A 23,893-nucleotide genomic window follows, 5' to 3' on the forward strand; every position below is an offset into this window, starting at 1 on the left:
TTGCCTGACTCAGCAAAATCTTTAGAACTCGCCACGCAACCAGTTGCTGACCCGTTTGACCAGCCCACCTACGCTTGCCTTGGCGGCATATTCCTTGCTACTGCCGGTGGATTGATTGGTACGGCCATACTGCAACAACCCGACTGCGGTCGAGTACACCGGTGCCTGTACGTAGTCACTCAATCCCCGGATATTCATGGGCTCACCCACCCGGACCTGGCTCTGGAAGATCTGCTCTGCACACTCCACAATGCCTTCGATCTGGGCCGCGCCACCGGTCAATACCACACCGGCGGCCAGCTGATGCTTGACCCCCTGTGCCTTCAATTCGCTCTGCACCCGCACCAGCTCGTCATTCACCATGGAGAGCAACTCGGTGTAACGGGGTTCAATCACTTCCGCCAGAGTCTGCCGCTGCAGGCTGCGCGCCGGGCGGCCGCCGACACTGGGTACTTCGATATTGTCTTCCTTGCTGACCAGGCGGCCGAGGGCACAGCCGTAGCGCACCTTGATCGCTTCCGCATCCAGCGGCGGCGTGCCGAAGGCGTAGGCGATGTCGCTGGTCACCGTGCTGCCGGCGTACGGGATCACCTTGGTGTGACGCAGGGCGCCGCCGGTAAAGAGCGACATGTCCATGGTGCCGCCACCGATGTCCACCACGCAGACACCCAGCTCCTTCTCGTCCTCGGTCAGCACGGCGTAGCTGGACGCCAGCGCGGAGAAGATCAGCTGATCCACCCGCAGGCCCACTTTCTCCACGCACTTCTCGATGTTGCGCGCCATGTCGTTGTGGCAGGTGATCAGGTGCACCTTGGCTGCCATCCGCACGCCGGAGAGGCCGACCGGGTTCTTGATCCCTTCCTGATAGTCGATGGCGAACTCCTGGGGCAGCACGTGCAACACCCGCAGCTCGTCCGACAGTCGCACCGACTTGGCGGTGTGGATGACGTTGTCCACGTCCTCCTGGGTCACCTCTTCATCGGAGATGGGCACCATGCCGGTCTCGTTGCGGCAGTCGATGTGCTTGCCGGAGAGCCCCAGATAGACGGAGCTGATCTGGCAGTCGGCCATCATCTCGGCCTCTTCCACCGCGCGGCGCAGGGACTTGACCACGGAGTCGAGGTCATTGACCCCGCCCTTCTCCATCCCGCGAGAAGCGTGGCTGCCCATGCCGATGACATTGAGTTCGCCATCTGGCAATACTTCGCCAACCAGTACCGCCACCTTGGTCGTGCCGATATCCAGTCCGACAATCAAATTTCTATCTGCGGTGTTGGTCATTCACTTTCTCTTCGCTTTTCTTCCAGCCAACTGCCATCCCGGTGTCGTATCGAAGATCCACGTAAGCAACCCGCTCACGAGGCTCGATGACCGGAAAGGCATCGATAAACCGCTGCAGACGGAGCGCGATGTCCGAGCGCCCCACAAACAGCTGAATGTTGCCATCCAGGGTCAGTTCCCAGGCATGGCGGGGGGTCAAATGCACCCCCAGCAACTTGTATCCCTTTGCCGCCAGCAGCGTCTCGTACTGATGGCTGGCCTCCAGCACCTTGGCCGCCTGGTCATCGGGGCCGGACAACTGCATCAGGGGTTTCTTCACCCTGTCCGGCGCACTGAATACCTCACCCTTGGTGTTGACGAAGCGGCTGTCATTCCAGCGGGCCGCCACGTCCTGTTCGGTGAGGTAGACCTTGATCTTGTTCGGCCACTTCTTGCGTACCGAAACCTGGGCTACCCAGGGCAAGGCGTTCAGACGCGCCTGCAATTCGTTCACGTCCAGCTCGAAGAAGTTGCGCAGCTCGGCACCATCCAGCACGGCGGCACGCAACTCATCGGCTTTCAAATATTCGTGTTGCCCCTGCAGCAACAGCTCGCTCATGGGCAACCGACTGGCATCCGTCAGCCAATCTTTAACATCCAGCGCAGTCTGGTAGAGCCCCCACATGACCAGGATGAAAATTCCCACCCCGGCGATGAAGCCTCCCTTGGTGCGCCCTTGTGCCCTTGCCTCCACCCGATCGATCCCCGTTTAACGCGCCGTGCCGGCCACTTGCAGGCCGGTTCGCCATTATATAGGCCTCGGCTTGGCGGTCAAAATACTCATTGGGCCCTCAGGCACCGGATTTCATGCTATCCACGCTCAATTTCATCTCGCCGAGACGACGGGCAAGCGCCCCGACGTTCCCCGCCCCCTGAGTCAGCACCAGATCCCCCTCGCCAATCAGGTCAGCCAGCACCGCCGGCACGTCGTCAGGCGTTGCGACAAAGATGGGCTCCAGGGTGCCACGGGAACGGATGGTGCGGCACAGAGCGCGGCCATCAGCCCCCGGGATCGGCTCCTCGCCGGCGGCATAGACCTCCAGCATCACCAGCACGTCCACCTTGGAGAGCACGTCGGCGAAATCTTCATAGAGATCCCGGGTCCGGCTGTAACGGTGGGGCTGGAACACCATCACCAGTCGCTTCTCGGGCCAGCCGGCGCGGGCAGCGTTGATGGTCACCTTGACCTCGCTCGGGTGATGGCCGTAGTCGTCCACCAGCATGGCCTTGCCGCGGCCGGTCTCGAACTCGCCGTATTGCTGGAAGCGGCGACCCACCCCTTCGAACTTGGCGAGCGCCTGGATGATGGCCTCGTCATCGATGCCATCCTCGGTCGCGACCGCGATGGCGGCAGCGGCGTTGAGGGCATTGTGAATGCCCGGCAGATTCAGGGTCACCTCCAGCTCGCCCGCGCCAGCGCGACGTACCCGGAAGCGGCTGCGGTTGCTGGTTTGCACGAAATCCAGCACCTGGACATCGGCGTCATCACTCAGGCCATAGGTGATGGTCGGGCGGGCGATCTCCGGCAGCATGCCGCGGATCACGGGGTCGTCCACGCACACCACGGCCAGCCCGTAGAACGGCAGGTTGTGCAGGAAGTCGATAAAGGTGGCCTTCAGCTTGGAGAAGTCACCGCCATAGGTGTCCATGTGATCCGCTTCGATGTTGGTCACGATGGAGACCATGGGCTGCAGATGCAGGAAGGAGGCGTCGCTCTCGTCCGCCTCGGCGATCAGGTAGCGGCTGCTCCCCAGGCGCGCATTGGTGCCGGCGCTGTTGAGCAGGCCCCCGATGACGAAGGTCGGATCCCGGTCCGCCTCGGCATAGATGCTCGCCACCAGACTGGTGGTGGTGGTCTTGCCGTGGGTGCCGGCGATGGCGATGCCGTGGCGGAAGCGCATCAGCTCGGCCAGCATCTCGGCGCGGCGCACCACGGGGATGCGCAGCTCGCGGGCAGCCACCAGCTCGGGGTTGTCCTGTTTGATGGCGGTGGAGACTACCACCACGCTGGCGCCGTCGACGTGCTCGGCACTGTGACCGACGAAGATGTGGGCCCCCAGGGAGGCCAGGCGCTCGGTGACCGCATTACGGGCCAGATCGGAACCAGTCACCTGATACCCTTCGTTGGCAAGCACCTCGGCAATACCGCCCATACCGGCGCCACCGATGCCGATAAAGTGGATGCGACGCACGCGGCGCATTTCAGGGATAACGGTACGCAGTTTTGCCAGTTCAACCTTGGTCATAGTTCTTTCTCAATTCGCGGCCACAAGCCACTTTCATTCGGTGACACATGTATTCGAGGAGGGGGTACGCGGCCTTGGCCAGCACCCCGTCCGTCAATCTCGTTTGGCTCACCCTGTCGCGAGCCGCTTGCATTCGTCAGCCACCCGCTCGGCCGCGTCCGTGATGGCGACGCGGCGCGCGGCCTGGGCCATGTTCAGCAGCGTCTCCCTGCGCCCGGCGAGCCAGGAGAGGCGGGCCGCCAGGGCGGTCGGCGTCAGCTCGGACTGGGGCAGAAACTCGGCCGCACCGCCGTCGACCAGGGTCAGGGCGTTGCGGGTCTGGTGATCGTCCACCGCATGGGGCAGCGGCACGAAGATGGCAGCCACCCCGGCTGCGGCCACTTCGGACACGGTCAGAGCCCCCGCACGGCACACCACCAGATCGGCCCAGGCATAGGCGTCCGCCATGTCCTTGATAAATTCGCTCACCTCGGCATCGAGGCCGTGCTGGGCATAGGCGGCGGAAACGGCCTCGCCATTGCCCTTGCCGCACTGGTGGCGCACCGCGATGGGCACACCGGCGGCGGCGACTGCGGGCGGTACCTGTTCATTCAGCACCCGGGCCCCCAGGCTGCCGCCGACGATCAGCAGGCGCAGCGGCTCTGCACTGCTGCGCAGTTGCGGATCCGGCAGGGAAACCACCTCGGGGCGCACCGGGTTACCCACCACGGCGGTGCGGGCGCTCGGGGCGAAGGCACCCGGGAAGGCCATCAGCACGCGCTTGGCGAGGCGGGCCAGCAGCTTGTTGGTCATGCCGGCTGCCGCGTTCTGCTCATGCAGCAGCAGCGGAATGCCGGCGAGCCAGGCGGCCACGCCACCGGGGCCGGAGGCAAAGCCCCCCATGCCGAGCACCACGTCGGGCTGGATGGTCTTGAGCACCTGGCGGGCCTGCAGCACGGATTTGACGATGCGATAGGGGGCCGCCAGCAGGCGCTTGATGCCGTTGCCACGCACCCCCTGGATATCGATGAAGGAGATGGGGTAGCCGTGGGCGGGCACCAGCTCCGCCTCCATCCGATCGGCGGTGCCGAGCCAGTGAATGGTCCAGCCCTGGGCCTTGAGGCGATCGGCAACGGCCAGACCGGGGAACACATGGCCCCCGGTACCACCCGCCATCACCAGTAACGTCTTGCTCACGAAACCTCCCGCACACGCGCCTGGGCACTGGCCTGGCGCAACTCGAAATCGATACGGATCAACATGCTCACCGCCACCATCATGATGATGAGACTGGAGCCACCATAACTGACCAGGGGCAGGGTCAGCCCCTTGGTGGGCATCATGCCGCTGGCGGCGCCGACGTTGACGAAGGTCTGGAAGCTGAACCAGATGCCGACACCGATGGCCAGATAACCTTCATAGAGTCGCTCCGCCACCAGCGCCTGGTGACCCAGCTTGAGCGCCTTGACCGAGAGCGCGAAGATGAGGAAGAGTGCGCCAAGCACCCCCACATATCCCAGCTCTTCCCCCAGGATCGCAAACACGAAGTCGGTATGGGCTTCCGGCAGGTACTCCATCTTCTGGATGGAATTGCCGAGCCCCTCGCCGAACCAGCTGCCACGACCGAAGGCCATCAGGGACTGGGTCAGCTGGTAGCCGCTGCCGAACGGATCGGCCCAGGGGTCGAGGAAGGAGGTCACCCGCCGCATCCGGTAAGGTTCGGCGATGATCAGGGTTACCACGGCGCTCACCCCCACCAGGATGAGACCGATGAACTGCACCAGGCGAGCACCGGCCAGGAACAGCATGCCCAGCGATGTCACGAACATCACCACCACGGAGCCGAGATCCGGCTGGGCCAGCAGCAGGATGGCCACCACGAACAGCACCGCCATGGGCTTGATGAAGCCGATGAAGCGCTCGCGCACCTCGCTCTGGCGGCGCACCAGATAGCCCGCCAAGTAGACGAACAGCGCCAGCTTGCCGAACTCGGCAGGCTGCAGGTTGAAGGGGCCGAGCGGCAGCCAGCGTACCGAGCCGTTGACGCTGCGACCGACCAGCAGCACCATCACCAGCAACACGATGGCGAGCAGCAGCATGGGGCCGTTGTACTGCTGCCAGCGTGCCATGGGCACCTGCAGCACGAACCAGGAGATGCCGAGCGCCATCACCAGGAACATCCCGTGACGCTTCACGAACATGAAGGGGTCATCCCCCAGGGCGATCCCCTCGGGGATGGAGGCAGATGCCACGATGACCAGCCCGACCCCCATGAGCGCGAGTGCCAGCACGACCAACTGTCGATCGTAGAGACCGGCGGGGCGCGCCGGTAGCAACCAGCGCTGCAGGAAGCCTGCGACCACGCGAAGGGCGTTCATAACCCCATCACCAGTTCGGTAAAGCGATCGCCGCGCGCTTCGAAGGACTTGAATTGATCCAGGCTGGCGCAGGCCGGGGCCAGCAGCACCCAGTCACCGGGCCGGGCATCCGCCGCCGCCTTGGCGACGGCGGCGTCGAGATCGGCAACCAGCTCGGTCTGTTCGCCCAGGGCCAGCAGCACCTCGGCGTCCTGACCGAAGCAGTACATGTGATCGATCTGGCTGCCGAGCAGCGCCTGCACCGGGCCGAAGTCCTGCCCCTTGCCCTGGCCACCGGCCAACAACAGCAGACGCCCCTTCACCGCTTCGCGCACCCCGGCCACGGCAGCCAGGGTAGCCCCCACGTTGGTGGCCTTGGAGTCGTTGATCCAGCGCACCCCGTTCACCTCCCGCACGAAGCGGGCACGGTGGGGCAGGCCCTCGAAGCGGCGCAGCACCGCGAGCTGGGGCTCGCGGGGAATGCCGACCGCGTCGCACAGGGCCATGGCCGCCAGGGCGTTGGCCTGGTTGTGGGCGCCGACGATCTTCATCTCGTCCACCGCCAGCAGCGGCTCGCCGTGCAGGGTCAGCCAGTGGCGGCCCCCCAGCTCGCAGCGGCCATAACCGTTGCAGTCCAGGCCGAAGCTCTGCCACACCTGGCCCACATCGGGCAGGGTCTGGGGATCGTCCCGATTCACCAGGATGTGCTGGGAGTGCTGATGGATCTCCATCTTGGCGGCGCGGTAGTCGGCCATGCCCTGATAGCGATCCATATGATCTTCACTGAGGTTCAATACCACGGAGGCGGCGGCACGCAGACTGTGGGTGGTCTCCAGCTGGAAGCTGGAAAGCTCCAGCACGCAGAGCTCCATCGGCTGCTTGAGCAGATCCAGCGCCGGCGTGCCGATATTGCCGCCCACGCCGACCTTGAGGCCGGCCTCGGCGATCATCTCGCCCACTAGCGTGGTCACAGTACTCTTGCCGTTGGAGCCGGTGATGGCGATGACGGGCACCTGGGTCTCGCGCACGAACAATTCGATGTCGCCGACGATCTGCACGCCACGCTCGGCGGCCGCCTTCAGCTCCGGGGTCGCCAGGGCGATGCCCGGGCTCGCCACTATCATGTGCGCCTGCAGGAGCCGCTCCCCGTCCAGCCCGTGAATGAGCTCCACCTCGGGGGGCAGCTGATCCTTGCCTGGCGGGTTGGCACGGGTGTCCATCACCAGGGGCGTGACGCCACGGCCGAGGAAGTAGTCGACGCAGGAGAGTCCGGTTTTGCCGAGTCCGATGATGATGACCATGGCTTACCTCACCTTCAGGGTGGCGAGGCCGAGCAGCACCAGCATGAGGGTGATGATCCAGAAGCGCACGATGACGCGCGGCTCCGGCCAGCCCTTCTTCTCATAGTGGTGATGGATGGGGGCCATGCGGAAGATGCGCACGCCGCGCAGCTTGTAGGAACCCACCTGCAGGATCACCGAGACGGTCTCCATCACGAAGACGCCCCCCATGATCACCAGCAGGAACTCCTGGCGCACCAGCACGGCGATGGTGCCGAGCGCACCGCCCAGGGCCAGGGAGCCCACGTCCCCCATGAAGACCTGGGCCGGATAGGTGTTGAACCAGAGGAAGCCCAGACCCGCCCCGACGATGGCGGTACAGACGATCACCAGCTCGGAGGTATAGGGCACATAGGGGATGTGCAGGTAGTTCGCGAAGTTGACGTTGCCGGTTGCCCAGGCGATGAAGGCGAAGCCTCCCGCCACCATCACGGTCGGCATGATGGCCAGGCCATCGAGACCATCGGTCAGGTTGACCGCATTGGAGGTACCGACGATGACGAAGTAGGTCAGTACGATGAACATCAGACCGAGTTGCGGCATCACGTCCTTGAGGAAGGGCACCACCAGCTGGGTCTGACCGTCGTGAGTGGCGGTGGCGTAGAGGAACACGGCCACCCCCAGCGCAACGGCGGATTGCCAGAAGTATTTCCAGCGGGCGATCAGGCCGTCGGTGTTCTTGCGCACCACCTTGAGGTAGTCATCGGCGAAGCCGATGGCGCCATAGGCCCCCAGCACAAACAGCACCAGCCAGACATAAGGGTTGTCGAGGCGGCACCAGAGCAGCACAGAGATGAAGATGGCGGCGATGATCATCAGGCCCCCCATGGTCGGGGTGCCCTTCTTGCTCAGGTGCGATTCGGGACCGTCATTGCGGATCACCTGGCCGAATTTGAGGATCTGCAGGCGACGGATGAGGCGCGGCCCCATCCAGAGTGCCACCACCAGGCCGGTGATAATCGACAGGATGGCGCGAAACGTCAGGTAGGAGAATACGTTGAAGAAGGTGAAGTGCGGGGTGAGCAGTTCCGCCAGCCAGACTAGCATGTGGCCGACTCCTGACGGTCAGCGACCATCTTGACGATATCTTCCATGCGGGAGCCGCGGGCCCCCTTGACCAGAATCGAAATTTCCTGATGTGTCTCTATCATTCTCGCAAGCACTTCAAACAACGACGCCTTGTTATCGAAATGTCGGCCAGCCGCGGCATCTGCGGTGTGGCGACTCTGTTCCCCGACAGTCAGCACGGCGTCGAGGCCGCGCTCGTGAGCGTGGCGACCGACCCGGGCATGCTGCGCGGCGGACTCCTCACCCAGCTCCTTCATGTCACCGAACACCAGCACCTTGTAGCCGCCCATGGCGGTCAGGGCGTCGATGCCCGCCAGTACGGACTCCACGCTGGCGTTGTAGGTGTCGTCCACCAGGGTGAGGCCACCCCAGCGCTGCACACAGAAGCGTCCCTTGACCGGCGCCATCTGCTCCAGCCCCGCCTTGACGGAGGCGAGCGAGGCGCCGAGCGCGAGGCAGCCTGCCGCGGCGGCCAGGGCGTTGGCCACGTTGTGGCGCCCCGGGATGGCCAGGAGCAGGTTCACCTCTCCCTGGGGCGTCACCATGACGAACTCGGCACAGCCCTGCGCGTTGATCACGACGTCGCGGGCATGGAAGGGCTGGCTCTGGTCGTCGATGGAGAAGGCGCAGCTCAGGCCCTTCGCCTGCCACTGCGGCCAGAACTCGTTGTCGGCGTTGACGATGGCGCTGCCGCCCTCGCCCAGCCCCTCGAAGATCTCGCTCTTGGCGTGGAACACCCCTTCCAGGGAGCCGAAGCCCTCCAGGTGGGCGGCCGCCACGTTGTTGATGAGGGCGGCATCGGGTTTGGCCAGAGACGTGGTCCAGGCGATCTCGCCCGGATGGTTGGCCCCCAGCTCCATCACCGCAAACTGGTGTTGCGGCTCCAGGCGCAGCAGGGTGAGCGGCACCCCCACCTCGTTGTTGAAGTTGCCGGCGGTGGCCAGCACCTCCCCTTCGTGGCGCAGGATGGCGGTCGCCATCTCCTTCACCGTGGTCTTGCCGCAGCTGCCGGTGATGGCCAGCACCTTGGGATTGATGCGCTCGCGCACCAGACGGCCGAGGCGACCCAGTCCCTTGAGGGTGTCGGCCACCACCAGTTGCGGGATGGCCAGCGGCAGCTCGCGCTCCACCAGCAGGGCGGAGGCCCCGGCGGCGACGGCCTGGTCGCAGAAATCGTGGGCGTCGAAACGCTCGCCGCGCAGGGCGACAAACAGCGCCCCTTCGCCCAGGGTACGGGTGTCGGTACTGACCGCCGTGATCTCGTGGTCGCCCCCGATCAGGCGGGCATCGAGCACCTGCGCCAGGTCGGCAAGCCTGAGGGTCATCATTTGAATGACTCCATTAATGTGTGCAAGGCGGCCGCGACGGTTTCCCGGTCGCTGTAGTGCCGCTTGTCGGTTCCAATGATCTGATAATCCTCGTGGCCTTTGCCGGCCACCAGGATGATGTCCTCTTTGCTCGCCTGACTCAGCGCCAGCCGGATCGCCTTGACCCTGTCGTGCTCTATCTGCACGGCGCCGGGATCGCGAAGCCCCGCCACCATGTCGGCCATGATCCGGGCCGGCTCCTCGGTACGGGGATTGTCGTCGGTCAGGATCACGCAGTCCGCATGCTGCTCCGCCATGGCGGCCATCATGGGACGCTTGCCACGATCCCGATCGCCGCCGCATCCCACCAGGCACCAGAGGCGACCGTGGCAATGTACCCGCAGGGCCTGCAGTGCCTTCTCCAGCGCGTCCGGGGTATGGGCATAATCGACCACGGCCAGCGGCGCATCGCCACCGCCGAAGCACTCCATGCGGCCGGTGACCGGCTGCAGCTGCGGCGCTGTGGCCAGCAGCTCGTCGAAGTCATATCCGAGCACCAGCATGGCCCCCATGGCACCCAGCACATTGCTGACGTTGAAGCGGCCGAGCAAGGGGGCGGATAATACACCATTCCCCCAACTGGAGTTAATGCGCGTGTCAAAACCTTGTTGGTGGAAGTGGGGATCCTGCGCCGTCAGCTGTCGCCCAAGATGGTTTTCAATCGGGCCATGGACGCCGAAGGCCACCGCGGTCGGATAGGCCGCCAGCCACTCCCGCCCCAGCCGGTCATCGGCATTGATGACGGCGCACGGCTCGTCCACCAGTTTCAGCAGCTCCTCCTTGGCGGCGGCATAGGCCTCCATGGTGCCGTGATAGTCCAGGTGATCCCGGCTCAGGTTGGTGAACACGGCGGCAGAAAACGGCAGGGCGGCGACGCGGTGCTGCACCAGACCGTGGCTGGAGACCTCCATCGCCACCAGATCCGCTCCCTGCGCTTGCAGCGCGGCCAGATTGGCCTGCACCTGGACGGCGCTGCCTGTGGTGTTTTCTGCTTCCACCAGCTCGCCAAACAGGCCGTTGCCTATGGTGCCCATCACCCCGGCCTTGCCCCCCAGCAGGGTGCGCCAGTTTGCCACCAGCAGGGCCGTGGTGCTCTTGCCGTTGGTGCCCGTGATGCCCACCAGCTGCAGTTTGCTCGCCGGCTGGTCGTAGAAATACCCGGCCAGCTCGGAGAGACGGGCCGGCAGATCCACCATGCCGATGCAGGGGACCGGAACCGGAGGGGCGACGAATTCGCCGTCCTCCTCAAACAGCACGGCGGTCGCTCCCTGAGCCACCGCCTGTTCGATGAAACGTCTGCCATCCACCTGATGCCCGCGGATGGCCACGAAGAGGGACCCGGGCCCGACCCGCCGGCTGTCCAGCTGAAGGTCGGTGAGGGGAAGCGCCGGGGCATCGATGCCGAAGCGGCTCATCAGTTGATCAAGTGCGCGGGCTGGCATGGAAAGCCTCCGGGAAAGCGGGAATGCGGGCGCACACGAAACGCGGCGCCATGAAAAGCTCCCCGGCCGCGCCGGGGGAGACGGAAACGATCCCGTGTCGATCAGGTACGTGGTGCGCCATTGGCAGCCTCCGTGCGGGCAAGCTTGGCGGGCACCTCGGGCGGAATCGCATCGGGGCGGATGTTGAAGAGCTGCAGCACGCCCCCCATGGCCTCGGCAAACGGCGGGGTCGCGACGGCGCCGCCGTAATAGGCATTGCCCTTGGGTTCGTTGATCACCACCACCATGACGAAGCGGGGGTTGCTGGCGGGCGCGAAGCCGGCAAACCAGGCCATGTAATCCTTGCCGTAACCGCCTGCCACGGCGACCTTGGCGGTACCACTCTTGCCACCGACACGGTAGCCCGGGATCTGGGCCTTGGGAATGGCGTTGCTGACCACGTACTCCAGCGCCTGCAGCATGGCGGCAGCGTTGTTGTGATCGATGACCTGCTCACCCTTGGGCGGCTTGGTCACTTTGATGATGGAGAGCGGCACCCGCTTGCCCTTGTTGGCCAGGGTGGCGTAGGCGGACGCCAGCTGCAGCGGGGTGACCCGCAGACCATAACCGAACGACAGGGTGGCCCGTTCGATATCGGACCAGCGGCGACGCTGGGGCAGCATGCCGCTGCTCTCCCCCATCAGACCGCTGCCGGTGTCCATCCCGAAGCCCACCATGCTGAGGGTGTTGATCATCTCCTGGGCTGGCATCCGCAATGCGATGCGCGACATGCCGATGTTGGAGGAGTAGCGCAGGATGTCGTAGAGGTTGGTCGCCTTGTGGATACTCACGTCACGGATCTGCTTGGCCCCGATAAAGAGCGGGCCGCCCGGGATGAAGTCTTTCCAGCTGGTGACGCCAGCCTGCAATCCGCTCAGCAAGATCAGGGGTTTGATGGTGGAGCCCGGCTCATAGGTATCGGTCACCACCCGGTTGCGTACCCGGAAGCTCTGGTACTGGCCGCGGTTGTTCGGGTTGTAGGAGGGAGTATTGACCATGGCGAGCACCTCGCCGGTCTTCACGTCCAGCATCACCATGGAGCCGGAGGTTGCCTTGTTCTCGTCGGTAGCCCGCTTGAGGGCGCGATAGGCCAGCGCCTGTACCCGCTGATCGATGCTCAGTTGCAGATCGTTGGCGTGCTTGCCCTCTTTCACCAACCCGAGCCGCTCGATGACCCGGCCCTGGCGATCCTTGCGCACCCGCATCTCGCCCGGGGTCGCGGTCAGCCACTCGTTGTAGCTGCGCTCGATCCCCTCGATGCCGCTGCCGTCGATGTTGGTCACCCCCACCAGGTGGGCGCTGATCTCGCCGGTCGGATAGAAACGACGCGCTTCGGGGCGCAGATAGATGCCGCCGAGCTTGAGACCCTTGATGTATTCCGCCACCGCCGGCGTCACCTGGCGTTGCAGGTAGACGAAGCGCTTGCTCGGGTTGGCGATGCGGTGCTTGAGGGTATTGATGTCGAGCTTGAGCACGGCGGAGAGCGCCAGCCAGGCGCGCTCGTTGTGGATGGCACCTGACTCGTGCACTGTCTTGGGATCGGCCCAGACGGCCTCGACTGGCACGGAGACCGCCAGCTGCTCGCCGTTGCGATCCGTGATCATGCCGCGCACCGCCTGGGTGGAGGTGGTACGCAGGGAGCGCATGTCCCCCTCCTGACGCAGTCTGTCCGGATCGATCACCTGGATCCAGGCCAGCCGCAGGATCAACCCCGCAAATGCGATGCCGATGAAGAAAACCAGGGTACGAAAGCGCCACGGGTAGAGTGAGGGTGCTTTCGCCTTGGCTTTGTCCTTTGCCGGAGCCTTGGTGGCGGCCTTGCGTGTCATGGTTGTGTAATTACCTTCTCGGTGGTCACCAGGGGACGAGCCATCTGCAACTTGTCCATGGCCAGGCTCGCCACCCGGGAGTGCTCGGCCAGGGTGCCCTGCTCCAGCAGGAGGTGCCGCCACTCGATGTTGAGCCTGTCCTCTTCCGCCATCAGGTCGTTCTGCTTGGCCGTCAGTCCCCGGGTCATGTTGGTCACCAGGATCACCGCGAAAGCGGTCACCAGCACGGCGATGGTCAACAGGACCTGCAACTTGTGGCGCCAGAGATCCGCAACGATCTCCCTGGCGAGGTGAACGCGCACATCGCTCATCGCTTACTCCGCAAGACGCTCTGCGACCCGCAGCACCGAGCTGCGGGACCGGGTGTTTTCATTGACCTCGTGCTCGGAAGGCTTGAGCGCCTTGCCGACCGACTTCAGTTTGCGACCACCCGCCAGCTGGGCCTCGGTCAGCGGGATGCCGTGGGGCACTTCCGGACCTTTCTCGTGCTTGCGGATGAAATGCTTCACCAGCCTGTCTTCCAGAGAGTGGAAGCTGATGACGGAGAGGCGGCCGTGGGGTGCCAGTACGTCCAGGGCGCCGTTGAGGGCCGTTTCGATCTCGTCCAGCTCGCTGTTGATATAGATGCGGATGGCCTGGAAACTGCGAGTCGCCGCGTGCTTGCCCTTCTCCTTGCTGGGGTTGACCCGGGCGATCATCTCCGCCAGCTGGCGGGTGCGCACATAGGGCTCGGTGACCCGGTCGTGCACGATGGCGCGGGCAATCTTCTTGGCGAAGCGCTCCTCGCCGAAGGTCTTCAATACCCAGGCGATGTCATCCACGTCGGCACGGGCCAGCCACTCGGCGGCGCTCTGGCCGGAGGTGGGGTCCATCCGCATGTCGAGAGGACCGTCCTTCATGAAGCTGAAGCCGCGTTCGGCATCGTCCAGCTGGGGGGAGGAGACACCCAGATCCAGCAGGAAGCCGTCGACCTTGCCCAGCAGGCCGCGCTCGGTCAGATAGCGGGTGATACCGGAAAACGGCCCGTGCACGATCTCGAAGCGGGGATCCTGGATCTTGGCCGCCTCGGCGATGGCCTGGGGATCCCGATCGATGGCGATCAGGCGCCCGTTCGGGCCCAGATGCTGGAGAATGAGACGAGAGTGACCACCCCGGCCAAAGGTACCGTCGACGTAGACACCGTCCGGCTTGATGGCCAGCCCTTCGACGGCTTCGTGCAACAGCACTGTGATGTGTTCAGCGGCTTGGGTCATTTATAAAGAAAAATCCTGTAGTCGTGGTGAACTTGCCCAGTCGTCCTCGGGCAGGCCCAGGATGTCGTCATTGATCTGTTGTTGCCAGCGGGCTTCATCCCACAACTCAAACTTGTTGAGCTGGCCCACCAGCATGATTTTCTTGTCCAGCCCCGCATGGCTACGCAGCGGCTGGCTCAGCAGCAGACGGCCGTTGCCGTCCAGCTCGCACTCGGTCGCATGACCGAGCAGCAGACGCTGCAGGCGGCGCTCCGCCGGGTTGGTACTGGAAAGCGTCTTGAGCTTTCGCTCTATCTCTTCCCATTCGTTCAGGGGATACAGCAGCAAACAGGGATGGGTGATGTCGATGGTACAGACCAGCTGGCCGTCGCATTCGTCGCGCAGCCAGTCTCGATATTTGGTCGGAATCGCCAACCGCCCCTTGTTGTCGAGGCTGATGGCGTGAGCGCCACGCAACAAATTGCCGTCCCCGAAAGGTGAGTTATGAGGGCGAACCGCCCGATAAAACCACTTTGATCCACTTTTCTCCACCATGAAGTTTAAGGACGAGCAGGGGGCTTTTCAAGCAAGGATCTCTGGCATGGGGAACATATTGACGCAGCCTGGGGAGTGTACCGATTAAATGAATTGATTTTTCACAAGTTATTGCAGAAGAGGTCATCGGATAAACGATGGAAATAAAAGACAGACAACTCAAATAAATCACAGCACCACAACTCGTGGTTCGCCTAGCATGTAGTGTGCTCGTCGATATGTTGGGGGAAATTAATCATAAAAACATGATTTAAAAGAATATCATGTGCACCACCATCGGATAATTCGCCAAGGAAGCACTATTATCATCAAGGTTCTCCTCGCTAATAGAAAAAGAGCCAAGCGATTACTCGCAAGGCTCTTCTAAAAATTAGGTCGGAGTCGGCCTGTAAGCCGGGTTCTGTTCCGGGTTGCCCCGGTAGCAATCATTCCTCTAGGCCAGCAATCGCTCGCTGGCTCAAGCAACCTACCCGCCCCCAACGCGGGCCGCGCCAATAGGGGCCTATTTGGTCTTGCTTCGGGTGGAGTTTACCGTGCCACGAACTGTTGCCAGTCGCGCGGTGCGCTCTTACCGCACCCTTTCACCCTTACCTGATCCCTTGCGGGCCATCGGCGGTCTGCTCTCTGTTGCACTGGTCGTAGGCTCGCGCCCCCCAGGCGTTACCTGGCACCCTGCCCTATGAAGCCCGGACTTTCCTCCCCTCCGCCCGTCTGTCCCGAGGGACACAACGACGAAGCAGCGATTGCCCAGCCAACTCCGAGGCGCGGATTATAGCCCCTTGATACCGGCGGGGTAAACCGGCAATTCCCGTTTGCAGCAATTTATCCTGTGCCAGAGCCGGCTTATGCCTCCTTGGCGGCCAGCAGCCCCCCGTCGAAAGCATCGGGGGCACCTCTGCTCGCGGTGATGGAAGCAGATTCTTCTTCTATCCCGCGAGCCCGGTATCGGGGCCGAGCAGGACAAGAGCCTTGCGCACGCCCCCAGGGATCCACAGACTGTCTCAGTGGTGCTCTAGGCCGTATTTGTAGAGGGCGTTCTTCTTCACCCCGTGGATCTCGGCGGTCAGTGCCGCCGCCTTCTTGAGTGGCAGCTCGGCCACCAGCAGCCCCAGGGTGCGGATGGCCTCCGCCGGCAACTCCTCTTCCACTTTGCTCGCTCCCGCTACCACCAGCACGATCTCGCCACGGCAGCGATTCTCGTCCTCGCCAAGCCAGGTCAGCATCTCGGAGGCAGGCAGACCGTGGATGGACTCGAAGGTCTTGGTCAGCTCGCGGCAGACCACCACCTGGCGCTCACCCAGAATGCGGGCGATGGCCTCCACCGTCTCCTGCACCCGGCGCGGCGACTCGTAAAAGACCAGGGAGCGGGTGTCCTCGATGACGGCCTGCAGGCGATCGTCGCGCCCCTTGGCCTTGGCAGGCAGGAAGCCTTCGAAGGCGAAACGGTCAGTGGGCAGGCCGGCCGCACTCAGCGCCGTGATGGCGGCGCAGGGACCCGGCAGCGGCACGACCCGGACCCCGGCCTCGCGACAGCGGGTGACCAGATGATAACCGGGGTCGCTGATGAGCGGGGTGCCGGCATCCGAGACCAGAGCGACGCTCTTGCCCTCCTTGATCCGGCCGATCAGCACGTCCGCCTTCTGCTGCTCGTTGTGATCATGCAGGGCAAATGTCGGCACCGAGATCTGGTAGTGGCCGAGCAGGATGCCGGTGTGCCGGGTATCCTCGGCGGCCACCAGATCGACACGGCGTAAAATGTCCAATGCGCGCTGGGTGATATCCGCCAGATTGCCGATCGGGGTAGGGACTATATACAGGGTTGGGATGTCACTCATGGGATCTCCGAGTGCCCCGACAATTGTGTCGTCATATTGGCCCGTTTACACTATGAGGAATTTCAACACTGGTCGGGGAATGAACTTGAACCGGGTTACAAAGCAGCTAAGTGTATCACGACTCTTCGGCATCATACTCGCGGCAGTACTGCTCGCCGCCTGTGCGTCGGAGCCCAATCAACCTTCGGGTCAGCCCGGCATGCCGTCGGCCTTCTCGGATCTGACCAAGAATGCCCAGTGGTATCTGGAACAGGTCGATCCCGCCAAACCGGCGGAAGCCTTCGTCTGGCAGGTGATGGCCGCCCGCAGCTACCTGGCGCTCGGTCAGGCCAAGCCTGCCGCCGCCCTGTACCAGCAGTTGCAGAAGCAGGCCCAGAGCCCGGAACAACAGGCGCAGCTGCAACTGTTGCAGGCGCACCTGCTGCTCGCCCAGGGCAATGCCAACCAGGCACTCATCCTGCTGGAAGGCAAGCCGGACGTGGCGCTGGATGCCGATACCCAGAAGGACTGGTACCGCCAGCGCGTGGTGCTGCAGCTCGACATCAACAACAAGTTCGGTGCCGCCAAGTCGCTGATCCTGCTGGAACCCTACCTGGCCAAGAATGAGCTTTCCACCAACCATCAGCAGATCTGGTCCCTGCTCAAGAGCATGACCCCCTCCACCCTGCAAGCCCTGGAAGAGGCGCCGGCCCCCGACGTCACCACCGGCTGGCTGCGGCTGGCTGCCCTGGTGAACGAGTTTGGCGCCCAGCCAAGCCAGCTCTCCCGCCAGCTAGCAGGGTGGAAGCAGAGCTTCCCCAACCACCCGGCACAGAGTGACATGCCGGCCGGCCTTGGCGATCTTGCCACCACGAGCAGCGGCACGCTGCAGCAGGTCGCCGTCTTCCTGCCGCTCTCCGGCAACCTGGAGGCGCAGGGCGCCGCCATCCGCAACGGCATGCTGATGTCCTACAAGGAGAATCAGGGACAATTCACCCTGAACTTCTACGACACCCAGGGCAAGGCGATGGGGGACCTCTACAAGCAGGCGATCCAGGAAGGGGCCAACATGATCATCGGCCCGCTGCTCAAGGATCAGGTCGAGGATCTGCTCAAGTCCAACCCGACCGTGCCGGTACTGGCGCTGAACGAGCTGGACAAGCCGATCGTCAACGACAACACCTTCTACTTCTCCCTCTCTGCCGCCGCCGACGCGAGCCAGGCCGCGCAATATCTCTACGGCCAGGGTTATCGCAAACCCCTGTTGATCGCCGCACAGGGCCGTATTGGTTACAGCAGCATCAAGGCGTTCGAGCAGGCCTGGGCCGGCGTCAGCCAGGAGAAGCCGGTGGTCGCTACCTTCGGGGCACGCAACGAGGTGCAGGGCATGGTCAAGAATGCCCTGAGCGGTCGCTCCACCGCCCGCGCAGGGGAGATCGTCCAGCTTTCGGATGCCGCGCCGCGCAGCATCGACGCCGTCTACGTGGTGGCCAACAGCCTGGAAACCCGGATGATCAAGCCCTACGTGGATATCTCGGTCAATCCCATGGGTAGCCTGCCCATCTACAGCAGCTCTCGCGGCTATGACAGCGGGGCGACCGAGGTCGCCTCCGAACTCAACGGCATGCACATCTCCGACATGCCGCTGATCCTGGGCAGCTACGAGAAGGAGCGTGAACAGATTGCACTGCTCTGGCCGCAAACCCAGGGGGATCTGCTGCGTCTGTTCGCCCTCGGCTACGATGCTGTCAGCCTGGCTGACAACCTGCAGCAGATGCGCCAGGTCAACGCCATGCAACAGCCGGGCATGAGCGGCCAGCTGAGCGTGGATCCTCAGGGCAACATCGTGCGCGTGCTGGATTGGGCCACCTATCAGAATGGCAAGCTGGTCAGCGATAGCGCCCTGCCCCAGCTGGAGGACGCGACTCATGAAGAGGCTACTGACAGAGCTGCACCAGCAGTGGTTGAACCTGTTGCCATCGGCGGCGACGAGCAAGGGACAGCACTTTGAGCAGTTAGCGGAACGCTGGTTGCAGGCCCGGGGCCTGCAACCCGTGACCCGCAACTACCGCTGCCGCGGTGGTGAAATCGATCTTGTCATGCGCCAGGGGGATACCCTGGTGTTTGTCGAGGTCAGATATCGTGCTCACGCCAGCCATGGCGGGGCCGCCAGCTCGGTCACCCGGCGCAAGCAGCACAAGATCGTGCTGGCCGCCCGCCACTATTTCAAGCAACATGCCATCAATGAGGCCAGCCAGGCCTGTCGATTCGATGTGATCGCGTTCGAGGGCGACCAGCCGGACTGGATCCAGAACGCGTTTTAAGAGGACCCCATGACAGATCCCATCAAAGAGAATTACACCGAGAGCATCCAGACCAAGATAGCCGCCGCAGAGGCACTGCCGGACGCCATCCACACCGCGGCCCAGATGCTGACCATCTGTCTGCTCAATGGCCACAAGGTGATGGCCTGCGGCAATGGCCCCTCCTCGGCGCTGGCACAGCTGTTCATCTCCGAGCTGGTCAACTGCTATGAGACGCCCCGCCCCTCCCTGCCTGGCCTGGCCCTGACACCGGACATGGCCACCATCAGCGCCATCGCCACGGATCACGGTTTCGAAGAGGTGTATGCCAAGCAGATCCGGGCCCTGGGTCAGCCCGGCGACATCCTGGTAGTCATCACCACCACGGGCAACAGTCGCAGCCTGATCAAGGCGGCCGAGGCGGCCCTCTCCCGCGACATGACCATCATAGTGCTGGGTGGCGGGGATGGAGGAGAGATCGCCGGCCTGCTCGGCCCCAATGACGTGGAGATCCGCGTCCCCTCCGCCCGTCGCCCCCGCATTCTGGAAGTGAATCTGTTGACCCTGCACTGCCTCTGTGATCTCATCGACCAGACTCTTTTCCCGCAACAGGAAGATTGAAACCATGAACAAGAAGATACTGGTGCTTGGCCTGCTGACCGCCTCTCTGCTGCTGCAGGGCTGTGCTGCCGTCGTGGTGGGGGGCGCCGCCGGGACCGCCAAGGCGTCCGGTGATCGCCGCACCCTGGGTGCCCAGTGGGACGATCAGGCCATCGAGCTGAAGGCGGCCAACCTGCTGGCCGACAACAAGCCCCTGAGCGCCGCCAGCAAGATCAGCGTCTACAGCAACAATGGCCGCGTCCTGCTGGTCGGCCAGACTCCCTCCGACACCTACAAGCAGGAAGCGGGCAAGATAGTGGCTCGTATCGAAGGGGTGCGCCACGTCTACAACGAACTGCGTCTCGGCAAGCCGGTGAGCATCGGGGTACGCAGCAACGACACCTGGATCACCTCCAAGGTGCGGGCCGACATGCTGGCCGCCAAGAACTTCGACAGCGCCAAGGTCAAGGTCGTCACTGAGAACAGCGAGGTGTTCCTGATTGGCCTGGTGACCCGCCAGGAGGGGGATCAGGCCGTGGAGATAGCCCGCCACGTCAGCGGCGTGAGGCAGGTGATCAAGGCCTTCGAGTTCGCCCAGAACTGATCATGCAGGGGATGTAAAAAACGCAGCCAGGAGGCTGCGTTTTTTATTTGATGACTTTCAGCGTCGGACGGCCCGACGGGCGCGGTGGCTCCGGTTCGGGCTCGGGCTGCGCCGTGGCCTCGGCCTGCTCCAGCCAGAGATCGTAACCCGGCTCCGGCGGGAACAGGGTGCCCACGCCGTTCTCCCGGGCATGGATGGCCAGAATGGCTGCCATCGGGATATAGACCTGCTGTGACACGCCACCGAAGCGGGCGTTGAAGCTGACGGCCTCATTGTCCATGTGGAACTGGCCGACGGCTCGGGGAGCGATATTCAGGACAATCTGACCATCCTGCACAAACTGCATCGGTACCATCACATGGGGAATGTTCGCATTGACCACCAGATGGGGGGTCAGATCGTTATCCAGCAACCAGTCAAAAAACGCCCGCAGCAGATACGGGCGACTGGGAGTCATTGTCGGTTCCATGCTCATACGCCGGCACGGATCTCGCGCTCGGCCTCGGTCAGGGAGGCCTGGAAGGATTCACGTTCGAACAGACGCACCATGTAGGCCTTCAGCTCCTTGGCGCCACGACCGGTGAAGTCGATGCCCAGGCTCGGCAGACGCCACAGCAGCGGGGCCATGTAGCAGTCGACCAGACCGAACTCTTCGCTCATGAAGTAGGGCATCTCGCCGAAGATGGGGGCGATGGCCAGCAAGTTGTCACGCAGCTCGGCGCGGGCGGCTTCGGTATCGGTGCCTGCCATGATCTTATCGGCCAGCGAGTACCAGTCCAGCTCGATGCGGTGCATCATCAGACGGCTGTTGCCGCGCGCCACCGGATAGACCGGCATCAGGGGCGGATGCGGGAAACGCTCGTCCAGATACTCCATGATGATGCGCGAGGTGTACAACGCCAGTTCGCGATCCACCAGGGTCGGCACAGTGTTGTACGGGTTCAGCTCGGCCAGCTCGTCCGGCAGGTTGGCAGGATCAACCTGGCAGATATCCACGCTAACACCCTTCTCCGCCAGGACAATGCGCACCTGATGGCTGAACATATCGTTGGCACCGGAAAACAGCGTCATTACCGAACGCTTATTGGCAGCTACAGCCATTGAACCCTCCCGTCATTAAAAAGCAGAAACGGCAATGAAGCATGTCTGTCTTCATTGCCGTGCGTCATATTACTCCGATCTGGTCGCTTAGTGAACGTCGCGCCAGAACTCCTTCTTCAACAGCACAGTGAAGATGAAGAAGATAGCGATGAAACCGAGTACCCAGAAGCCCATGCGTTCGCGCTCCTGCTGCACCGGCTCAGCCGAGTAGACCAAGAAGTTTACCAGATCCAGCACCGTCTGATCATATTCTTCGTTGTTCATTTCACCGTTGCCGTCAGATTTGATGCTAGCAACCTGCTGGACATCGACGCCATCGACCTTGTGGGTCGCGAATTCTGCACGGGGTGTCCCCTGCAACGGCTCCAGCACATGTGGCATGCCCACCGACGGGAAGACAGCGTTGTTTACCCCGAATGGTCGAGTCTCATCCACATAGAAAGAACGCAGATAGGTATACACCCAGTCGGCCCCCCGTACCCTGGCCACCAGGGTCAGGTCGGGCGGCGGCGCACCGAACCAGCGTGCCGCGTCCTTCTCGGACATGGCGCTCTTCATCAGATCGCCGATCTTGGCGCCTGTGAAGATCAGGTTCTCCTTCATCAACTCTTCCGGAATGCCGATGTCGGCTGCCACCCGGTTGTAACGTTGATACTGGGTGGAGTGGCAACCGGCGCAGTAGTTCATGAAGGTGGTAGCGCCCCTTTGCAGGGATGCCTTGTCACTCAGGTCATATTCCGCCTTGTCGAGCGGGAAGCCACTGCCTGCGGCCAACACCAGGCCGGGCAGAAGGGCCAGCACTGCAAAAATTATTCTTTTCATTTGAATGTCACCCTCTCCGGCAGCGGCTTGGTGCTCTCATTCTTGCTGTAGAAGAACAACAGGACGAAGAACCCGAAATAGCCCAGTGAACAGACCTGTGCGATCAGGGTCAGTGTCGGAGTCGATGGCAGCACGCCCAGCACCCCCAGGATGATGAAGCAGACCACGAACTGGGCGATATTCAACTTGTGCAGGGTGCTGCGATAGCGCACCGAACGCACCTTGCAGCGATCCAGCCAGGGCAGCAGGAACAGCACCACGATGGAGAGGCCCATCATGATGACCCCGAGCAGCTTGTCCGGAACCGCGCGCAGGATGGCGTAGAAGGGAGTGAAGTACCAGACCGGGGCAATATGCTCCGGAGTTTTCAGGCCGTTCGCCACCTCAAAGTTCGGCTTCTCGAGGAAGTAGCCCCACATATCCGGCTTGAAGAAGATGATGGCGCAGAACAGGAACAGGAAGCCTGCCACCCCGATCATGTCCTTGACCGTGAAGTAGGGGTGGAACGCCACCGCATCCAGCGGCCAGCCTTTTTCATCCTTGTGCTTCTTGATGTCGATGCCATCCGGGTTGTTCGACCCCACCTCGTGCAACGCCAGGATATGCATGGCCACCAGCATCACCAGTACCAGCGGCAGCGCAATGACGTGCAGCGCGAAGAAGCGGTTCAGGGTGGCACCGGAGATGACGTAGTCACCGCGGATCCACAAGGTCAGATCGTCACCGATGACCGGGATGGCGCCAAACAGCGAGATGATGACCTGAGCTCCCCAGAAGGACATCTGGCCCCATGGCAGCAGGTAACCCATGAAGGCTTCCGCCATCAGCACCAGGAAGATCAGCATGCCGAAGATCCACAGCAGCTCGCGCGGCTTCTGGTAAGAGCCGTAGATCATGCCGCGGAACATATGCAGATAGACCACCACAAAGAAGGCAGAAGCGCCGGTGGAGTGCATGTAACGCAGCAGCCAGCCGTAATCCACATCCCGCATGATGTACTCGACGGAGGCAAAGGCGCCTTCCGCAGAGGGGTTGTAGTTCATGGTGAGCCAGATGCCGGTGATGATCTGGTTGACCAGCACCAGCATGGCGAGGGAACCGAAGAAGTACCAGAAATTCAGGTTCTTGGGAGCCGGATACTTGGCCATGTGATCGTTGTACATGGCCGTGAGCGGGAAACGATCGTCAATCCAGCCCATGAGTTTGGCAAACATGGTCAGGCCTCCTTGCCATCGGCACCCACCAGAATGGTGGTGTCGCTAAGAAATTGGTATGGCGGGATGACCAGATTCAGCGGTGCAGGCACACCCTGGAACACCCGACCGGCCATGTCGAACTTGGAGCCATGGCATGGGCAGAAGAAGCCGGAGGTCACCCCTTGCACCTGTTCGCCGAAGCTGTCAGGCAGATAGGAGGGGGAGCAACCCAGGTGAGTACAGATACCCACCGCCACGAAGATTTCCGGCTTGATGGATCTGTAGCCATTGTGGGCGTAGTCCGGTTGTTGTGGCTCGTCGGAGGCAGGATCCCGCAACTTGTCGTCGTGTGCGGCCAGGGCATCCAGGGTCTGCTTGGTGCGCTTCACCACCCAGACAGGCTTGCCACGCCACTCGACCCGGATCAGCTGACCCGGTTCCAACTTGCTGATATCCACCTCTACCGGTGCCCCCGCCGCCTTGGCTTTGGCACTCGGATTCCATGACTTTATAAACGGCACTGCGGTAAAAGCAGCTCCTACACCGCCAACGGCAACCGTTGACCAGGTAAGAAATCTGCGGCGACCGGTATCAACTGGCGCATTGCTCATCCAAAAACTCTCCCATGTGGACTCCGCTCATTCTTATAGTGTCCCCGTTTCCTATCTCCTCTCCCTGA

At 62.9% G+C, this 23,893-nt stretch carries 23 protein-coding genes and 1 other RNA gene; 4 read left to right on the forward strand and 20 right to left on the reverse strand.

Going from position 1 to position 23,893, the window contains the following annotated elements; all coding sequences use genetic code 11:
- Positions 1–21: 21 nt before the first annotated feature.
- The 15 genes from ftsA to rsmI form a co-directional block, all read right to left on the reverse strand.
- The gene (gene ftsA, locus J9885_RS00395; RefSeq protein ID WP_025328454.1) at positions 22–1,281 is read right to left on the reverse strand and encodes a cell division protein FtsA; all 1,260 of its coding nucleotides are present in this window, start codon (positions 1,279–1,281) and stop codon (positions 22–24) included.
- A complete protein-coding gene (locus J9885_RS00400) occupies positions 1,262–2,014 on the reverse strand; it encodes a cell division protein FtsQ/DivIB (protein ID WP_043762795.1) in 753 nt (250 codons plus the stop codon). The genes ftsA and J9885_RS00400 overlap by 20 nt, the downstream gene beginning before the upstream one ends.
- Positions 2,015–2,111: 97 nt before the next feature.
- The gene (gene murC / locus J9885_RS00405) at positions 2,112–3,566 is read right to left on the reverse strand and encodes a UDP-N-acetylmuramate--L-alanine ligase (RefSeq protein ID WP_043762793.1); all 1,455 of its coding nucleotides are present in this window, start codon (positions 3,564–3,566) and stop codon (positions 2,112–2,114) included.
- A gap of 108 nt (positions 3,567–3,674) precedes the next feature.
- The gene (gene murG, locus J9885_RS00410) at positions 3,675–4,742 is read right to left on the reverse strand and encodes an undecaprenyldiphospho-muramoylpentapeptide beta-N-acetylglucosaminyltransferase (RefSeq protein WP_210547746.1); all 1,068 of its coding nucleotides are present in this window, start codon (positions 4,740–4,742) and stop codon (positions 3,675–3,677) included.
- A complete protein-coding gene (gene ftsW / locus J9885_RS00415; RefSeq protein WP_210547747.1) occupies positions 4,739–5,923 on the reverse strand; it encodes a cell division protein FtsW in 1,185 nt (394 codons plus the stop codon). Before ftsW ends, murG begins: the two co-directional genes overlap by 4 nt.
- Positions 5,920–7,203, reverse strand: coding sequence for a UDP-N-acetylmuramoyl-L-alanine--D-glutamate ligase (gene murD / locus J9885_RS00420; protein WP_210547748.1), 1,284 nt, complete (start codon positions 7,201–7,203; stop codon positions 5,920–5,922). Before murD ends, ftsW begins: the two co-directional genes overlap by 4 nt.
- A gap of 3 nt (positions 7,204–7,206) precedes the next feature.
- Positions 7,207–8,289 (reverse strand): phospho-N-acetylmuramoyl-pentapeptide-transferase, encoded by a 1,083-nt coding sequence (mraY, locus tag J9885_RS00425; protein ID WP_011707583.1) that lies wholly within the window; start codon positions 8,287–8,289, stop codon positions 7,207–7,209.
- Positions 8,283–9,638, reverse strand: a complete 1,356-nt coding sequence (gene murF, locus J9885_RS00430) for a UDP-N-acetylmuramoyl-tripeptide--D-alanyl-D-alanine ligase (protein WP_210547749.1) — start codon at positions 9,636–9,638, stop codon at positions 8,283–8,285. Before murF ends, mraY begins: the two co-directional genes overlap by 7 nt.
- A complete protein-coding gene (murE, locus tag J9885_RS00435; RefSeq protein WP_210547750.1) occupies positions 9,635–11,119 on the reverse strand; it encodes a UDP-N-acetylmuramoyl-L-alanyl-D-glutamate--2,6-diaminopimelate ligase in 1,485 nt (494 codons plus the stop codon). The genes murF and murE overlap by 4 nt, the downstream gene beginning before the upstream one ends.
- A 101-nt stretch (positions 11,120–11,220) precedes the next feature.
- Positions 11,221–12,987 carry a penicillin-binding transpeptidase domain-containing protein gene (locus J9885_RS00440; RefSeq protein WP_043762773.1) on the reverse strand — a complete coding sequence of 589 codons (1,767 nt, stop codon included), beginning with the start codon at positions 12,985–12,987 and terminating at the stop codon, positions 11,221–11,223.
- Positions 12,984–13,298: a cell division protein FtsL gene (ftsL, locus tag J9885_RS00445; RefSeq protein ID WP_043762770.1), complete on the reverse strand. Its 315-nt coding sequence runs from the start codon at positions 13,296–13,298 to the stop codon at positions 12,984–12,986. Before ftsL ends, J9885_RS00440 begins: the two co-directional genes overlap by 4 nt.
- Before the next feature lie 3 nt (positions 13,299–13,301).
- Positions 13,302–14,240 (reverse strand): 16S rRNA (cytosine(1402)-N(4))-methyltransferase RsmH, encoded by a 939-nt coding sequence (gene rsmH / locus J9885_RS00450; protein WP_134694758.1) that lies wholly within the window; start codon positions 14,238–14,240, stop codon positions 13,302–13,304.
- Positions 14,241–14,699, reverse strand: coding sequence for a division/cell wall cluster transcriptional repressor MraZ (mraZ, locus tag J9885_RS00455; protein WP_210547751.1), 459 nt, complete (start codon positions 14,697–14,699; stop codon positions 14,241–14,243). It lies immediately after the preceding gene.
- Between the two features lie 448 nt (positions 14,700–15,147).
- An RNA gene (gene rnpB / locus J9885_RS00460) (RNase P RNA component class A) lies at positions 15,148–15,533 on the reverse strand.
- 242 nt (positions 15,534–15,775) lie between these two features.
- Positions 15,776–16,609, reverse strand: coding sequence for a 16S rRNA (cytidine(1402)-2'-O)-methyltransferase (gene rsmI, locus J9885_RS00465; protein ID WP_043762678.1), 834 nt, complete (start codon positions 16,607–16,609; stop codon positions 15,776–15,778).
- A 79-nt stretch (positions 16,610–16,688) separates the two neighbouring features.
- On the opposite strand from rsmI, the gene J9885_RS00470 reads away from it, so the two are divergent.
- From J9885_RS00470 to dolP, 4 genes are read left to right on the forward strand one after another with little or no spacing between them, the layout of a single operon-like run.
- A complete protein-coding gene (locus tag J9885_RS00470) occupies positions 16,689–18,599 on the forward strand; it encodes a penicillin-binding protein activator (protein ID WP_210547752.1) in 1,911 nt (636 codons plus the stop codon).
- A complete protein-coding gene (locus tag J9885_RS00475; protein ID WP_210547753.1) occupies positions 18,517–18,912 on the forward strand; it encodes a YraN family protein in 396 nt (131 codons plus the stop codon). Before J9885_RS00470 ends, J9885_RS00475 begins: the two co-directional genes overlap by 83 nt.
- Positions 18,913–18,921: 9 nt before the next feature.
- Positions 18,922–19,512: an SIS domain-containing protein gene (locus J9885_RS00480; protein WP_010675848.1), complete on the forward strand. Its 591-nt coding sequence runs from the start codon at positions 18,922–18,924 to the stop codon at positions 19,510–19,512.
- A 4-nt stretch (positions 19,513–19,516) separates the two neighbouring features.
- On the forward strand, positions 19,517–20,095 hold the full coding sequence (gene dolP / locus J9885_RS00485) for a division/outer membrane stress-associated lipid-binding lipoprotein (RefSeq protein ID WP_043762671.1): 579 nt from the start codon (positions 19,517–19,519) through the stop codon (positions 20,093–20,095).
- A 43-nt stretch (positions 20,096–20,138) separates the two neighbouring features.
- Here dolP and J9885_RS00490 read toward each other — a convergent pair whose 3' ends face one another.
- From J9885_RS00490 to petA, 5 genes are all read right to left on the reverse strand, one after another.
- Positions 20,139–20,570, reverse strand: a complete 432-nt coding sequence (locus J9885_RS00490) for a ClpXP protease specificity-enhancing factor (RefSeq protein WP_210547754.1) — start codon at positions 20,568–20,570, stop codon at positions 20,139–20,141.
- Positions 20,567–21,196: a stringent starvation protein SspA gene (gene sspA, locus J9885_RS00495; RefSeq protein ID WP_039040485.1), complete on the reverse strand. Its 630-nt coding sequence runs from the start codon at positions 21,194–21,196 to the stop codon at positions 20,567–20,569. Before sspA ends, J9885_RS00490 begins: the two co-directional genes overlap by 4 nt.
- 87 nt (positions 21,197–21,283) lie before the next feature.
- Positions 21,284–22,018 carry a cytochrome c1 gene (locus tag J9885_RS00500; RefSeq protein ID WP_210547755.1) on the reverse strand — a complete coding sequence of 245 codons (735 nt, stop codon included), beginning with the start codon at positions 22,016–22,018 and terminating at the stop codon, positions 21,284–21,286.
- Positions 22,015–23,232, reverse strand: coding sequence for a cytochrome bc complex cytochrome b subunit (locus tag J9885_RS00505; protein WP_043762664.1), 1,218 nt, complete (start codon positions 23,230–23,232; stop codon positions 22,015–22,017). Before J9885_RS00505 ends, J9885_RS00500 begins: the two co-directional genes overlap by 4 nt.
- Before the next feature lie 2 nt (positions 23,233–23,234).
- Positions 23,235–23,825 carry a ubiquinol-cytochrome c reductase iron-sulfur subunit gene (gene petA / locus J9885_RS00510; protein ID WP_010675854.1) on the reverse strand — a complete coding sequence of 197 codons (591 nt, stop codon included), beginning with the start codon at positions 23,823–23,825 and terminating at the stop codon, positions 23,235–23,237.
- Positions 23,826–23,893 lie beyond the last annotated feature (68 nt).

Origin of the sequence: Aeromonas sp. SrichE-2G, assembly GCF_017939565.1 — a bacterium.
GTDB classification, from domain to species: domain Bacteria; phylum Pseudomonadota; class Gammaproteobacteria; order Enterobacterales; family Aeromonadaceae; genus Aeromonas; species Aeromonas taiwanensis.